Here is a 13,650-nt window from a genome sequence, read left to right as displayed (position 1 = left end):
ATCATGACCACTCTCCAGATGTTTCTCCGTCAACTGCGGCCTGCGCTGATCGCCGTCGCCGTCTTCACCGTCCTGTGCGGCCTGGTCTATCCGGGCGCCGTGTGGGCGGTGTCCCGCCTGGACGCCGACTCGGCAGAGGGGTCGATCGTCCACGACTCCGCCGGCTGCGCGGTGGGCTCGGCGCTCCAGGCCACCGACCCGCAGGTCGGCCCCGGCGCGCCGGACGTCTACTTCCACTCCCGCGTCGCCGGCAGCGGGGATGAAGCCGACCCCACTGCGGCCGCCATGGCCCCCGGGGACCCGTCCGGCGGGCTGCCGTCCAACCGGGGCCCGTCCAATCCGGACCTGGCCGACTGGGTGCAGCTGCGCCGCCGGGTGATCGCCGAGCGCGAGGGCGTCACGCCTGACCAGGTGCCCGTGGACGCGGTCACCGGCTCCGGCTCCGGGCTGGACCCACACATCTCGCCGGAGTACGCCGCGCTCCAGATCCCCCGGGTCGCGCGCGCCACAGGTATGGACGAGCAGCAGGTCAGCGAGCTGGTCGAGGCTCACACCGACGGCCGGCAGTGGGGTTTCCTGGGCGAGCCCCGGGTACGGGTGACCGAGCTCAACGTGGCGCTGGGGCTCACCGCACCTGCGTGCGATGCGCGGGAGTAGGTTCATCTTATGACGGGCTCTGCGCGGGGACGCCTGCTGATCTACCTGGGGTCGGCGCCGGGTGTGGGTAAGACCACCGAGATGCTGCGCCGGGCCCAGCAGCTGCAGGACGATGGTCACGACGTGGTGGTGGGCCTGGTGGAGACGCACGGGCGCACCGGGACCGCGGCAGCCCTCGAGGGCCTCGAGCAGGTCCCGCGCCGCGAGCTCACCTACCGCGGCACCGTGATGGGTGAGATGGATCTGCCGGCGGTCCTCGCCCGCGACCCCGAGATCGCCCTGGTGGACGAGCTGGCCCACACCAACGTGCCGGGCGCCGAGCATGTCAAGCGCTGGCAGGACATCGCCGCCCTGCTCGATGCCGGGATCGACGTGCACTCCACGCTCAATATCCAGCACCTGGAGAGCCTCAACGACGTGGTCTCGCGCATCACGGGCACCGAGCAACAGGAGACGGTCCCGGACGCGGTGGTGCGGGCGGCGGACGAGATCGAACTGATCGACGTGAGCCCCGAGCAGCTGCGCAGCCGTCTCAGCGCCGGGCAGGTGTACCGGGCCGAGCAGGTGGACCCCGCGCTGGGCAACTATTTCCGGGTGGGCAACCTCACCGCCCTGCGGGAGCTCGCACTGCTCTGGCTGGCCGACCGGGTGGACGAGGCCCTGTCCCGTTACCGGCACGCCGAGCAGATCACCGACACCTGGGAGGCCCGCGAACGCGTGGTGGTGGCGGTGACCGGGGGCCCGGAGTCCACGATGCTGGTGCGCCGCGCGAGCCGGATCGCCTCCCGCTCCTCGGCTGATCTGGTGGTGGTGCACGTCCTGCGCGGGGACGGGCTGGCCACGTCCCGCAACCACCTGCCCCAGGTGCGCGAGGTCGCCGCGAGCTGCGGGGCGAGTGTCCACGTGGTGGCCGGCGACGACGTGCGCACCACGCTGGTGGAGTTCGCCCGCGGAGTCAACGCCACGCAGCTGGTCCTGGGCACCTCGCGCCGCAGCCGGTGGAGGCGCTTGTTCGATGAGGGCATCGGCTCGTCGGTGCTCCAGCAGTCCGGGCCGATCGACGTGCACATGGTCACTCACGCCGAATCCTCGGACGCGCGCCCACTGCCGGTGCCTCGGCCGGCCGCCCGCCGGGTGCTGGCGTGGGTGGGTGCCGTGGCCGTCCCCGCCTCGATCCTGGGGGTCACCCAACTGGTGGACCAGCGGTGGGATGTGACGGCGCACGGCTGGTTCTTTTTGGTCGGCGTGCTGGCGGTCTCCCTACTGGGCGGGGTGTGGCCGGCATCGGTGTGCGCGCTGATCTCTGCGCTGGCCCTGAATTTCTTCCTCACTCCCCCGGTCGGCAGCCTGACGGTGGCCGACCCCAACAACATGGTCTCGTTGCTGGCGATGGTGGCGGTGGCGATCGCGGTCTCGCTGCTGGTGGACCTGTCGGCGCGGCGGCACCGCGAGGCCTCCCGGTCCGCACGCGATGCCGAACTACTCACTCTGTTCGCCCGCTCGGCGCTGCGGACGCACCGGCTTGACGACCTGCTGGAGAAGGTGCGCAACGTCTACACACAGGACGGCGCGGCACTGGTCGACGCGGGCGGGGCGGTCCTCGCGAGCGCGGGGGCGGGCGCCCCGATCCGTGCCGAGGACGCCACCACTGCGGTGACCACGGCCGCCGGCGACCACCTGCTCCTGGCGGGCCCCGAGCTGACGGGTCACGACAGGGAGATCCTGGACGTGGTGGCGGGCCACGCATCGTCGCTGGTGCGCCACGGCGAGTTGGCGCGGATCGCGGCCGGGGCCCAGGCCATGGCCGAGACCGACCGCTTGCGCCGGTCACTGCTCAGCGCCGTGGGCCACGACCTGCGGACCCCACTGGCCGCGGTCAAGCTCTCGGTGTCCTCCCTGCGGGCCACCGACGTGGACTTCGGTCCCGAGGACACCGCCGAGCTGCTGGTCACCATCGACGAGTCCGTGGACCATCTGGTCTCGCTGGTGGACAACCTGCTGGACTCCTCGCGGTTGGCGGCCGGCGCCGTGCACCCGGTGCCGCGCGAGGTGGATGTGGAGGAGACGGCCGTGACCGCGCTACTGGCGGCGACGGTGGGCCGTGCATCCGACCGCGAGCGCGTCACCGTGGACACCGCGGGGGCCACCGTCTGGGCCGACGAGGGACTGGTGGAAAGGGCGTTGGGCAACCTGCTGGACAACGCACTGCGCCACGCGCCCGAATCACAGATCCGGCTGACCGCCCGGACGGTGCGGGTGGAGGGGCATGCGCGCACGCTGATCGCCGTGGCCGACCGGGGCCAGGGGATCCCCGAGGGGTCGCGCGAGACGGTCCTGCGCGCGTTCCACCGGGAGGGCGATTCCAACGCCTCCTCCGGGATCGGTCTGGGCCTGTCCGTGGTGCGGGGGTTCGTGGAGGCGATGGGCGGGACCGTGTCGATTGACGAGACGCCGGGCGGTGGCACCACCGTGGAGGTGGACCTGCCGGCGTGCGAGGCGACCCTGGCGGAGAGTGCGGTGCGATGACGACCGTGTTGGTGGTGGACGACGACCCGCAGCTGCTGCGCGCCCTTCGAATCAACCTGCGGGCCCGCGGGATGACGGTGGTGACCGCCGCGACCGCTGCCGACGCCCTGACCCGCGCGGCCGACGCTGATCCCGATCTCATCATCCTGGACCTGGGCCTGCCGGACATGGACGGCGTCCAGGTGCTGCATGGTCTGCAGGGCTGGTCGCGGGCGCCGGTGCTCGTGCTGTCTGCGCGCACTGACTCGTCGGACAAGGTGGAGGCCCTGGACGCCGGTGCGAGCGACTACGTGACCAAACCGTTCGCGATGGACGAGTTCTTTGCCCGGGTCCGCGCCGCGCTGCGCCGAGTGCAGGCTCCCGCGCCAACGGGCCCGGCGGTGATCGAGACGCCCGGCTTCTCCATCGATCTGCGCACCTCCACGGTCACCCGCCACGGCCAGCCCGTTCGCCTGACACCCACCGAATGGGGCGTGTTGGAGATGCTCGTCCGCAATCCCGGCCGACTGGTCACGCAGCAGGAGATCCTGCGCGCGGTGTGGGGTGAGGGCTACCAGAAGGAGACCCATTACCTGCGGGTCTACATGGCGCAGTTGCGTCGCAAGCTCGAGGACGACTCCGCCGCACCGCGACACCTGATCACCGAACCGGGGCGCGGGTACCGGTTCGTGGCGAGAGCGGCGCGGGAGAACGACGGGGAAGAAACTTTGCCCCCCGAGAGGTGAAAGTGGCCTCGGGCTCAGACTCCGCACCTGGCCGGCTCTGACTTCGCACCTGGCCAGCTGCCAGCACAAGTCCCTCCGCATACGCTGCCTCCACGCCTCGCGCTGCCAGAATGCACGGTCACACCCCGCCTACGCTGCGTGTCGGGACCATTCCCGCAGCGCAGGTCACACGGGCAGCGAACCTCCGGCCAGATGCGATGGCTCTATGTCCACGCCGACCGTCTACGTCCACCCCGACCGCTCAGGCATGTCGAGAACCGCTGCTCCGCGTGCGTCTGCCCGTCGGACCACCCCACAAAGCTGATGCCGCCAGAGAGTTTCACTTGGAGGGTTATCGCCACCCGAGCCCGTAGGTGATCCACTCCCCCGCCGCCCCCAGAACAAGAACGACGACGACGACCGCAGTCCACACCAGCCAAAGCAACCCGCCTGGTCAGCGTCGCTGCATCAACCTGGCAATGATGCGGTCGTTCACTTCGGCAGTGGAGCCGTCTCCCCAGCGGGGGTAGTCGAACCACATACGCAATGGCGGACCGCTGAAGGTGGGCAGGTCGACGAACTGCAACGACCGCTGCGGCGAGGTGAGATCCCGCATGTCGAGTGTCGAGCAGGAGATGACCGGGGTGAAACCCGTCGCGCACGCCACCTCGACCCCGGGCGCAACCGGCGTCCACACGCGCGTACCGCTGACCGCGGGGTCCCAGAACCCGACATCACCCGGCCCCAGGACATCGCTGACCACCATCGGCATCCCTCGCGGGATCGGCGGGGCGGCCGGCTGCGCACCGGCGGGAGCGGCCCCCACCACGCAGATCGCTCCCAGGGCGGATGCGGCAACTGCGGTCCCGACCCGCATCATCAAACGTCGGGCATTCATCGGGTCTGTCGTGGTCATCAGCGGTGGCCTCCGGTTGGTCGCGACTGGGTCTGCTGTGACGCTATCCCGCTACGCGACGAGAAGGCGGGTCAACGCAGCTTCAGCCCGGCCTGCAACCCGCTGGAGAATTCGACGCGCGGCCGCGTCGTCCGTTCCCCGGCCACTAGCGCCGCCCGCTGGGAGGTGCTAAAGGTGGGGTCGGAGCCCGCGGGCTGCTGACGGCCCCGCAAGAGAGGAGTGCGCGATGACCATCGAGGACCGCCCCGACCCGGACGAATACATCCCAGGACCGGATTCGCTCACCGCACCGGAGGAGTACGAGCCCGAGGCCAGCATCGAAGACGCCACTATCGAGGCCGACCCCGCCGACGTTGCCGATCAGCTGATTGACGTGCCTGATGGCGACGACGAAGTCGGCGCGGAACCGACTATCGACGCGTAGCGCGGTTTCGCTTGGGCGCGCTCACGGCGTGATCTGCGCCGCCATCATGTCGGTGAAGTGCTCGCCGTACGGCGGCAGCATGCCCCACTCCCCCCGCGGGTCCGCGTCGGGTGCGTGAAAGACCGTGCGGGCGTGGCTGAACTCGAGGAACCCTTCTCGACCGTTGTAGTGGCCCATGCCGGAGTCGCCGAGTCCGCCGAAGGGGGCGTCGTTCATGCCGGGGTGCATCATGACGTTGTTGATCGTCACGCCTCCCGAGCGGGTGCGGGCCAGGACGTCTTCGCGCTCGTCGTCGTCGTTACCGAAGTAGTACAACGCGAGCGGGGTGGGGCCGGCGGCGACGGCGGTCACCACCTCGTCGATCGTGTCGTAGGGCTGCACCACCATGGCGGCGCCAAAGATTTCCTCGCCGCGGATGGCTGCGTCGGCCGGCGGGTCCATCACGATGCGAAGTGGGCGGCGCCGGTCAGCGGTGGACGGGTCCTCGGCCGGCGCGGTCACCACGCGGGCGCCGCGCTCGACGGCATCGCGGACGTAGCCGTCGACCCGGTCAAGGTGGCGCTCGTTGACGGCCGCGATCACGTCGTCGTTGCTGCCGGCGGCCGGGTACATCGCGCGGAACGCCTCCGACACGGCGTCAGAAAACGCGTCGCAGTGCTCGCGCGGCACGTAGACGGTGTCGGGGCTGACGCAGATCTGGCCGCCGTTGGTGCCCTTGGCCACCGCGACCTTGGTGGCGGCGTCGGTCAGGTCGGCCGTGCGGCCCAGGATGACGGGCGACTTGCCGCCCAGCTCCAGGGTGACGGGCACGAGGTTGCGGGCGGCGTTGGCCATGACCGCCCGACCGACAGGGGCGCTACCGGTGACGACGATGTGGTCGAACGGCAGTAGCGTGAGCTCCTCCGCCACATCGGGGCCGCCAGTGATCACTGCGACCACGTCCGGGTCGAGTTCGGCCGCGGCCAGCCGCTGGAGGAGCTCGGCGGTGCGGGCAGTGATCTCGGACGGCTTGAGCACCGCGCGGTTGCCGGCGGCCAGGACCCCGCCCAGCGGCGCGAACAGGGTGAACAGCGGAGCATTCCAGGTACCCAGGACCGCCACCGATCCCTTGGGCTCGTACCGGATCTCGGCGCGGGCGCCCATCTGGTCGTACGGCGAATAGGCGGGCCGCTCGTCTGCCTGCATCCAGGTCTCGAGGTTGTCGCGGGCGTGCTTGAGGGGGCCCAGCGAGCCCAGGATGTCGGTCATGAGCGAGTAGCCGCGATGGCGTCCGCCGAAGTCGGCGTCCAGCGCGTCCGCGAACTCGTCATGATGACGAACCAGCAGGTCGATCACGGACTGGAGGCGAGCGCGACGCCCGTCGGCGGAGGGAGGGGCGACGGCGGTCTGGGCAGCCTGCTGGCGTTGCAGCAGGTCGGCGGCGGAGGGGTTTACGTCATCAGCGGGCGGCCTTTGCGGAGATTAGCATCACATTTTGACGGGTGTTAGGTAACTCTGCCAGTCCGCAATCTTGCCCACTACCGTCGCCGCCCGCACGGAGGTGCAGGCGGCGACGGGCGCGGTGCGGGTTCCTATAACCAGCGCGTGCGACCGATCAGCGCGCGGCGACGTCCACGGCCACGTGCACCGGCACCCCGGCGACGAGCGTGTCGCCCACCGGGCAGTGCTTCTCGACCGTGGCGATCAGCTCGTCGTAGCGGGCCTGCTCCTCCGGGCCGGTGATCCGGATTGTCGCGGTAATGGTCTGGAAACCCGCGCGCACGTCCGGGTCGAGGCCGAAGAATCCGCGCAGGTCAATGTCACCGGCCAGGTCGATCTCCACGTTGTCCAGCGTGAGGCCCAACTTCTGAGCCCACACCTGATAGGTGATCACCTGGCACGAACCGAGCGCGGCGAGAAGGTGTTCAACCGGGTTGGCCCCGGCGTCGTTGCCGCCGAGGTCGGCGGGCTCGTCGACCACAAACTGATGATCGCGGGCGTCGATGCGCACCTGGGTTGCCGTACCCGGCACGAGGGCCGCACGGGTGTGCACCCGGAGGGCGTGCTGCCCGGCGGCCTGATCAGCGGTGGCCGTGGTGGTGTCGGTGATGGTCATGGCAGGAGTGCTCGTTTCGTTTTGGGAAAGTGTCGCGGTCGGCTGGGAGCCACCCCGGACGGGAGGAACACACGACGGCGGATCCGAGCCCACCTGGCACGCGCGAGATCGCGCCCGGACATGATCGGACGCGCTCGCGATTGAGCGGGTGGGGCGCCCGTAGAGATCAGGGCGCGCAGGATTTCGCGCGGGAAGTGTCGACTACCCGTCCGCGGCGGGCCGGTGGGTTACCGGCCGATGAGCATTCGCCCCGTGGACGCGGAAACGCGGCACAGGTCGATGTGCGCGCGCGTTGTCAGCAGCGCGATAGTCGGTTTACCGGAAAGCACGTGGAACACTCACCCATCGTTCCTGGCGGGAGCACCCTCACCCGCTCGCGCGGGGGGTTGCTGCAGTGTCGTCGAACCAGGTTTCTCGACTGCTCTGGATAGCTGGCGAGGACCACAGTAGCCGATGGCAGCCTCCGCGGGGAAGCCACCTCCACCGACTGCTGAGTGCCCGCCCGGGGACCCTGGCGGCTCGAGGTTCTAAGCACTAGGTTGTGGACATGTCCGTCACCGATGAACTGCTCCAGAGCGCCCGCGCCTACGCGGCCGACTTCGACAAGGGCGATCTGCCCATGCCTCCCGGTCGGAAGATTGCCGTGGTGGCCTGCATGGATGCCCGCCTGAATCCGTACGGACTTCTCGGACTGACCGAGGGAGATGCTCACGTCATCCGCAACGCGGGAGGGGTGGTCACCGACGACGTCCTGCGATCCCTGGCCATCAGCCAGCGACTCCTTGGCACCGAGGAGATAGTGCTGATCCACCACACCGACTGCGGGATGCTCACCTTCCGAGACGACGACTTCAAGGACCAGATTCAGTCGGACACCGGCATGCGGCCGCGATGGGCGCCGGAGTCGTTCCCCGATCCGGAAGCGGACGTGCGGCAATCGATCGCCCGGGTCCAGTCCGACCCGTTCCTCCTCCACGAAACCGCGGTCCGGGGGTTCGTCTACAACGTCGCCGACGGCGGGCTGAGCGAGATCACCCCCGCCTGATCAGTAGGCGAGCCACCCTCACTCGGCCCTCCGAGTAAGGCCGGACTATTGGCGCGCGCAGTCGGACCATCCCGCTCCACCCGCATACGTTGACGCCGCCAAGGACTTCGACACCTGACGGCCACTTGCGATGTTACCGCCATCCACGTTCTGCCGCATCCGGAACTGGACCGCGGACGACGAACCGCACCCCTCTCACATCCCAAACGGTCCGTGGATGGGCGCAATAGCCACGCACCGGGGAACCCGTGGCGTGTCCGGGTCGAGCGCGGACAGCACAAAATCCGCCACGCGCGGCGACGAGGCCATCGCGACGTGATCGGAATAGTCCTTGCTGCACCCGTCCTGCACGAGAATGTTCGTCACGTCCTCCCCCGGCACCAGACCGGAGTCGAACGGCCAGATGGCGCCGTCGTAGCGCGAGGCGATATTGGTGTAGCGAACGCCCGGAGCGTACGGCGTGAATCCGGTCCACAACTTTTGTAGTAACCGCGAGCCCGGGGAGACCTGCTCGAGGTACGGCGGGATCAGGCGCTCGGCCTGACCGCGCCCACCGGGCAGTGCGCCGAGGGCCCGGAGCGAGAAGTCTCCCCCACTGCCCTTCCACAGCGGCGAAATCGACACCACCGTGTGCACCAGCCCCGGCCGCTCGAACTTGGCGACCAGTCCCGCGACCATCGACCCCTGCGAATGCCCCACCAGATCGACCTGCTCCGCGCCGGTCGCCTCCAGCACGCGGTCGATGAACCTGCCCACCTCCGGCATCGACACCTTCTCGATGTCGGCGAGCCCGCCGAGTTCGCTGACCGGCCACGTCGCCCCGGGCCGGGCCCCGTAGGTGAGGCTGAAGACGCAGAACCCCTCGTTGTTCAGGAGCGGGCCGTACGTCGCCCAGTTGGTGGCCCCGCTGCCGGCCGTGCCGTGGAGCAGGATCACCGGCCTGGGCTTTTCCGGCGACGGGCGGCACTCCCAGTTGTTCGCCCCCAGCAACGTCGAACCGGGCGTGATGATCTCGCGCAGCGCCCCGCTGAGGAAGGTGTACGGCACGGGCAACGGCTCCCGACTGCCCGGGTCGATGGCCTTGGCCAGCCGGGCGTCTCTCAGCGCGGGCAGCAGCGTCGCGAGCGCGTATCCGGCCGCGCCGGCAGCGAGAAGGTGGCGGGCGGTGCGCAGAAATCCCATGGGGCCATCATGTCGCGTGCGATGCCCTCCGCGCAGGAATCGCGCCGAGAACTCTGCCGGGCACCTGTCACTCGTCGTCGTCGAGCCTCTCGGTGCGGCGCCGGATATACGCGGACAGGACGACTACGACGACGACGCCCGCGATCGCTCCCACCACCACTCCTGCCAGGGTGGAGCCGGACAGCTCCGTGCTGCCGAGTTCGATTCCGGTGTCCCAGAGCGGCGACCCGGTCAGCACGTGTGCGCCCAGTGCGATCCCCCAGGCGGCCACGAGGAGCGTCATCAGTGCGGTCACCACGCGGCGCCTCCTGGGGCGGACCCGCCGGGTGAGGGCCATCAGGTCGACGCCTGCCCGGGAGCAGTACCAGATGGCCGCCCACGAGGAGAGTCCGGCGAACAGCACGGGCAGCAGCGACCACTGCCCGGCGCCCACCACCGAAAGCCAGATGGCCAGGACCAGCGAGAGGTACAGGCCCAGCTGCATCGCGAAGGTGTAGGCGCGCAGGATCACCTCGCGTTCGCGCTCGTCTCCCATGGACGGATCATCAAAGCCGCTGACAATGTCCGCCAGAGCTGTGAACCGATCGTGTGACGCTGCGGTGTTCATGATGGTCCTTTCCTTCTCACTCCAGCGGGAAGAGCTTTTCCACCGTGGTCTCGAGCGCGCGGGCGGTGCGCAGCGCCAGGTAGACGCTGGGCGCGTAGTCGCCGCGTTCCATGGCGACGACGGTCTGTCGCGATACCTCGACCTCGCGGGCGAGCTCGGCTTGCGTGAGGCCACGCAGTTTGCGGGCCGCCTTGAGCGGGGATGCGGTGCCGTCGGTTGTGGACACGCGCTCCCCTCCTTACGGCCTGTCCTGCTGGATGTTGCTCGTCGGACTGTGGTGCCCGATGCATAAAGTCAAGCATCCTTGACACCAAAACGTCAAGGATTCTTGTCATCTCACCGCGGCGTCAGCCCGAACATCTCGGCCAACAGGGCGTGGGAGTGCCGCCGGGCGACCGGGTCCGCGATCATGTCCTGGACCATCAGCTCGTCGGCTCCGGATTCGTCGAGCATCTGCTCCAGCGTCGCCCGCACGTCGTCGGGCCCGCCGGCCACAAAGCGCGGCCACTGCCCGTCGACGATCGACGTGGGCTCGTCCCGCTCGGCATTGGTCATCTCGCGGGCCCCGTCCGCCGCCGACGGCACCGTCACCTGGCCCGCAGCTCGCCCGGCTCGGCCCAGTCGCGAGTAGAACCCCTTCGGCGAGTTGGCCAGGTGCAGCCCCTCGGCAGTGGTGTCGCCCACGGTCACGTTGACCGCGAGGATCGCGCGGGGGCTCTCCAGTCCGAAGTTCTGCGGCTGGAACGACTCCCGGTAATGCTGCAGCGCCGGCGCCGCGCCACGAGGGTTGATGAACCCGGCAAACGTGTAGCCGATGCCCAGCCCAGCGGCCAGGTTAGATCCGTTCGGGCTCGAGCCCAGCAGCCACGTCTGCGGGATCTCCGGAACGCTCGCCATCAGCTGATGCCCGGCGAACGGGTGGTCCTCAGGGAACGTGCCGTACAGCCACGCCAGCGTTTCCAGCACCTGCTGCTGGTGATCGACCTGCGCGGGATGCTCACGGTTCTGCTGCAGCGCCAGATCCAGCACCCGCCCGGCGGTGGCCCGCCCCATCCCCAGGTCGATCCGCCCGGGCGCCATTGCCTCGAGTTGCTTGAACATCTCGGCGACCTTGAACGGGCTGTAGTGGTTCATCAGCACCGCGCCCGAGCCCAGGCGGATCTCGGAGGTTTGCATAGCAGCCGCCGCGATCAGCAACTCCGGATGATGCGAGGCCCCCGACCGGCTCAGATGATGCTCGGCAAACCACACACGATGGAACCCGGCCGCCTCCGCATGCCGGGCACCCTCAAGGGAATCGGCCAGGGCTTCCTTCTCCGTGGTGCCGGGAGCCACGGTCCCCAGGTCGACAATCGAAAGCCTCACGTGTGATCCCCTCTGCTGCGGTGCCGTCTCTGCAGCCCACCGTACGGAGAGCCGTCGTCGAGCGCGCCTCCTTGACTTGCGCTGGGCGCAGGTACGCACACACCCGACTCACGCTGCGTGTCGGGACCATTCGGGCAGCACAAGCCGCAAAGGCCGCGCGATTTCAGGTAACGCGGTCACCACCTGCGGGAGTGGGGCCGACCCCCAGCGGGACAGGTGAATCACCCGCGAAACAGGATCGCTGATCTGGCCTAACAGGTGTCAATTACTTGTTACGGTGCGAACCATGCCCGGGACGACGGTGCCCGGCGGACAAGGTGAGTGCAGCATGCGCGTGGGCCGGGTCGGCGAACTGTGGCGGTACCCCGTCAAGTCGATGCAGGGCGATCGTCTGCCCACAGCGGAGATCACCACGAGTTGGGGCGTGCCGGGCGACCGAGGCTGGGGACTGCGCGATGAGACCGCGCGGGAGATCCGCGGCGCCAAGCGGATCACCGCCCTGATGCAGTTCCACGCCCGATACCTCGAAGAGCCGGACGGGCCGTCGACGCCGCCGGTCGAGATCACCTTCCCAGACGGGTCAGTGCGGCGAAGCGACGACGACAACATTCACGCCGCTCTGTCCGAAGCGGTCGGCCGGGATGTCACAGTGTGGCCGCGTATGCCGCGTGACGACCACGAGCACTACCGCCGAGCGCGAGCCAGCAAGACAGAGATGCTCGCGCAGCACGACCTGGGCCCGGATGACCCGTTTCCCGACTTCTCCGCCCTGCCCGAGGACGTGCTGGCCTAACTGTCCCGGTTTGCCACCCCACCGGGCAACATTCCGGACAACTCCAGGTGGCACGTACTTCGACGCGATGCCGCTGTCTCTGCTCACCACCGCCTCCCTGGACACTGTCCGTCGTGCGGCACCGGACTCGGCGATCGATTCTCGACGGTTCCGCAAGAACATCATCGTGAACACCGACCCTGACATCGGCGGCTGCCCGGAACTCGACTGGGTGGGCCGCCAGGTGCATATCGGCGAGGTGGTGTGCGATGTGGTGATGCCCATCGCACGGTGCATCATGGTGGGCCTGCCTCAGGCTGAACTGCCACACGACCGGGCAATCCTCAAGGCGCTGGCCACCAACACGGGGATGGAGCTGGGCGTCTACCTCCGCGTGGTCACCCCCGGCACGATCAACGAGGGCGATCCGGTCGATCTGCAGGAAGCCGAGCCGGTCGCCGGGACCGCCGCCTCCGACGCTCCATAAACGCCACCGCTGCGGTGGCACGAACGCGCAGTTTTCCCACAATGGATTCATGCGTGAGTTACAACGGACGATCATCAACGCACTCGGGGTCAGGCCCCACGTCGACCCGGCCGCCGAGGTCGAACGACGCGTGCGCTTCCTCGTCGACTACCTCAGGACCAGCGGTGCGAAGGGTTACGTGCTGGGGATCTCCGGCGGGGTCGACTCCACTCTCGCCGGCCGGCTGGCCCAGCTCGCGGTGGAACGCGTGCGCGCCGACGGGCGTGACGCGGTGTTCGTGGGTATGCGCCTGCCCTACCGGGTCCAACACGACGAGGCCGACGCGGCTGCCGCGGTGGAGTTCGTCGACGCCGACGAGACAGTCACCGTCAACGTGGCTCCGGGGGTCGATGCGCTCAACGGGGAGATCAGTGCGGCCACGGGCGCCGAGCTCTCCGACTTCACCAAGGGCAACGCCAAGGCGCGGCACCGGATGGTCGCCCAGTACGCGCTCGCCGGGGACCGGGGACTGCTGGTGATCGGCGCGGACCACGCCGCCGAGAACGTCACCGGGTTCTTCACCAAGTTCGGCGACGGCGCCGCCGACGTCTTGCCGCTGTCGAGCCTGAACAAGCGCCAGGGACGCGCACTGTTGCGTCACCTCGGAGCGCCGCGGCAGCTGTGGGACAAGGTGCCCACCGCCGACCTACTCGACGACAAGGCGGGGCAAACCGACGAGGACGAGCTGGGCCTACGCTACGACGACATCGACGACTACCTCGAGGGCCGCGACGTGCCCGAGCAGGTTGCAGAGACGATCGAGTCCGTCTGGCACCGCAACCGGCACAAGCGCACCACCCCGGTCGAGGTCTCCGACACGTGGTGGCGCCC

At 69.2% G+C, this 13,650-nt stretch carries 14 protein-coding genes, 1 pseudogene and 1 riboswitch; of the genes and pseudogenes, 8 read left to right on the top strand and 7 right to left on the bottom strand.

What is annotated here, in order from left to right:
- The first annotated feature begins 3 nt into the window (after positions 1 to 3).
- Genes ON04_RS07580 through ON04_RS07570 form a run of 3 tightly spaced genes read left to right on the top strand, consistent with a single transcriptional unit; the run spans position 4 to position 3,908 of the window.
- Positions 4 to 657: a potassium-transporting ATPase subunit C gene (locus ON04_RS07580; protein ID WP_010541002.1), complete on the top strand. Its 654-nt coding sequence runs from the start codon at positions 4 to 6 to the stop codon at positions 655 to 657.
- Between the two features lie 9 nt (positions 658 to 666).
- On the top strand, positions 667 to 3,183 hold the full coding sequence (locus ON04_RS07575; protein WP_010541001.1) for a sensor histidine kinase: 2,517 nt from the start codon (positions 667 to 669) through the stop codon (positions 3,181 to 3,183).
- Positions 3,180 to 3,908 (top strand): response regulator, encoded by a 729-nt coding sequence (locus ON04_RS07570; protein ID WP_010541000.1) that lies wholly within the window; start codon positions 3,180 to 3,182, stop codon positions 3,906 to 3,908. The genes ON04_RS07575 and ON04_RS07570 overlap by 4 nt, the downstream gene beginning before the upstream one ends.
- Before the next feature lie 433 nt (positions 3,909 to 4,341).
- On the opposite strand, the gene ON04_RS07565 is transcribed toward ON04_RS07570, so the two are convergent.
- Positions 4,342 to 4,803, bottom strand: a complete 462-nt coding sequence (locus ON04_RS07565) for a hypothetical protein (protein ID WP_010540999.1) — start codon at positions 4,801 to 4,803, stop codon at positions 4,342 to 4,344.
- Between the two features lie 226 nt (positions 4,804 to 5,029).
- On the opposite strand from ON04_RS07565, the gene ON04_RS07560 reads away from it, so the two are divergent.
- Positions 5,030 to 5,227, top strand: coding sequence for a hypothetical protein (locus ON04_RS07560; RefSeq protein WP_010540998.1), 198 nt, complete (start codon positions 5,030 to 5,032; stop codon positions 5,225 to 5,227).
- Between the two features lie 21 nt (positions 5,228 to 5,248).
- On the opposite strand, the gene ON04_RS07555 is transcribed toward ON04_RS07560, so the two are convergent.
- Both ON04_RS07555 and ON04_RS07550 read right to left on the bottom strand, forming a co-directional pair.
- Positions 5,249 to 6,640: an aldehyde dehydrogenase family protein gene (locus ON04_RS07555; protein WP_029458009.1), complete on the bottom strand. Its 1,392-nt coding sequence runs from the start codon at positions 6,638 to 6,640 to the stop codon at positions 5,249 to 5,251.
- A gap of 181 nt (positions 6,641 to 6,821) precedes the next feature.
- Positions 6,822 to 7,322: an OsmC family protein gene (locus ON04_RS07550; RefSeq protein ID WP_010540996.1), complete on the bottom strand. Its 501-nt coding sequence runs from the start codon at positions 7,320 to 7,322 to the stop codon at positions 6,822 to 6,824.
- A 339-nt stretch (positions 7,323 to 7,661) separates the two neighbouring features.
- Positions 7,662 to 7,756: riboswitch (SAM riboswitch) on the bottom strand.
- Positions 7,757 to 7,869: 113 nt separating this feature from the next.
- Here ON04_RS07550 and ON04_RS07545 point away from each other — a divergent pair.
- Positions 7,870 to 8,367, top strand: coding sequence for a beta-class carbonic anhydrase (locus tag ON04_RS07545; RefSeq protein WP_010540995.1), 498 nt, complete (start codon positions 7,870 to 7,872; stop codon positions 8,365 to 8,367).
- A 195-nt stretch (positions 8,368 to 8,562) separates the two neighbouring features.
- Here ON04_RS07545 and ON04_RS07540 read toward each other — a convergent pair whose 3' ends face one another.
- From ON04_RS07540 to ON04_RS07525, 4 genes are all read right to left on the bottom strand, one after another.
- Positions 8,563 to 9,549, bottom strand: a complete 987-nt coding sequence (locus tag ON04_RS07540; RefSeq protein ID WP_010540994.1) for an esterase/lipase family protein — start codon at positions 9,547 to 9,549, stop codon at positions 8,563 to 8,565.
- Between the two features lie 67 nt (positions 9,550 to 9,616).
- Entirely contained in the window at positions 9,617 to 10,156 is a 540-nt protein-coding gene (locus ON04_RS07535) for a hypothetical protein (RefSeq protein ID WP_010540993.1), read from the bottom strand.
- A 16-nt stretch (positions 10,157 to 10,172) separates the two neighbouring features.
- The gene (locus tag ON04_RS07530) at positions 10,173 to 10,382 is read right to left on the bottom strand and encodes a helix-turn-helix transcriptional regulator (RefSeq protein WP_010540992.1); all 210 of its coding nucleotides are present in this window, start codon (positions 10,380 to 10,382) and stop codon (positions 10,173 to 10,175) included.
- Between the two features lie 110 nt (positions 10,383 to 10,492).
- On the bottom strand, positions 10,493 to 11,521 hold the full coding sequence (locus ON04_RS07525; protein ID WP_010540991.1) for an MsnO8 family LLM class oxidoreductase: 1,029 nt from the start codon (positions 11,519 to 11,521) through the stop codon (positions 10,493 to 10,495).
- Positions 11,522 to 11,807: 286 nt separating this feature from the next.
- On the opposite strand from ON04_RS07525, the gene ON04_RS07520 reads away from it, so the two are divergent.
- The 3 genes and pseudogenes from ON04_RS07520 to nadE form a co-directional block, all read left to right on the top strand.
- Entirely contained in the window at positions 11,808 to 12,314 is a 507-nt protein-coding gene (locus ON04_RS07520) for an MOSC N-terminal beta barrel domain-containing protein (RefSeq protein ID WP_081477150.1), read from the top strand.
- Between the two features lie 67 nt (positions 12,315 to 12,381).
- Complete coding sequence (locus tag ON04_RS16715; protein ID WP_050815294.1) at positions 12,382 to 12,780, top strand: MOSC domain-containing protein; 399 nt, start codon at positions 12,382 to 12,384, stop codon at positions 12,778 to 12,780.
- A gap of 49 nt (positions 12,781 to 12,829) precedes the next feature.
- Positions 12,830 to 13,648, top strand: a pseudogene (gene nadE, locus ON04_RS17280) (ammonia-dependent NAD(+) synthetase); the annotation flags it as partial.
- Positions 13,649 to 13,650 lie beyond the last annotated feature (2 nt).

The organism is Dietzia alimentaria 72, assembly GCF_000226215.1.
GTDB classification, from domain to species: Bacteria; Actinomycetota; Actinomycetes; order Mycobacteriales; family Mycobacteriaceae; genus Dietzia; species Dietzia alimentaria.
The sequence above is the reverse complement of the archived record's forward strand: the minus strand, read 5'-3'. Positions and strand labels throughout refer to the sequence as shown.

What these genes read in the sequence shown, in the direction of transcription:
- ON04_RS07545 (WP_010540995.1), top strand. Translation starts at nt 7,870, where the DNA reads ATGTCCGTCACCGATGAACTGCTCCAGAGCGCCCGCGCCTACGCGGCC.
- ON04_RS07560 (WP_010540998.1), top strand. Translation starts at nt 5,030, where the DNA reads ATGACCATCGAGGACCGCCCCGACCCGGACGAATACATCCCAGGACCG.
- ON04_RS07535 (WP_010540993.1), bottom strand. Translation starts at nt 10,156, where the DNA reads ATGAACACCGCAGCGTCACACGATCGGTTCACAGCTCTGGCGGACATT.
- ON04_RS07550 (WP_010540996.1), bottom strand. Translation starts at nt 7,322, where the DNA reads ATGACCATCACCGACACCACCACGGCCACCGCTGATCAGGCCGCCGGG.
- ON04_RS07520 (WP_081477150.1), top strand. Translation starts at nt 11,808, where the DNA reads ATGCCCGGGACGACGGTGCCCGGCGGACAAGGTGAGTGCAGCATGCGC.
- ON04_RS07575 (WP_010541001.1), top strand. Translation starts at nt 667, where the DNA reads ATGACGGGCTCTGCGCGGGGACGCCTGCTGATCTACCTGGGGTCGGCG.
- ON04_RS07570 (WP_010541000.1), top strand. Translation starts at nt 3,180, where the DNA reads ATGACGACCGTGTTGGTGGTGGACGACGACCCGCAGCTGCTGCGCGCC.
- ON04_RS07580 (WP_010541002.1), top strand. Translation starts at nt 4, where the DNA reads ATGACCACTCTCCAGATGTTTCTCCGTCAACTGCGGCCTGCGCTGATC.
- ON04_RS07565 (WP_010540999.1), bottom strand. Translation starts at nt 4,803, where the DNA reads ATGACCACGACAGACCCGATGAATGCCCGACGTTTGATGATGCGGGTC.
- ON04_RS16715 (WP_050815294.1), top strand. Translation starts at nt 12,382, where the DNA reads ATGCCGCTGTCTCTGCTCACCACCGCCTCCCTGGACACTGTCCGTCGT.
- ON04_RS07540 (WP_010540994.1), bottom strand. Translation starts at nt 9,549, where the DNA reads ATGGGATTTCTGCGCACCGCCCGCCACCTTCTCGCTGCCGGCGCGGCC.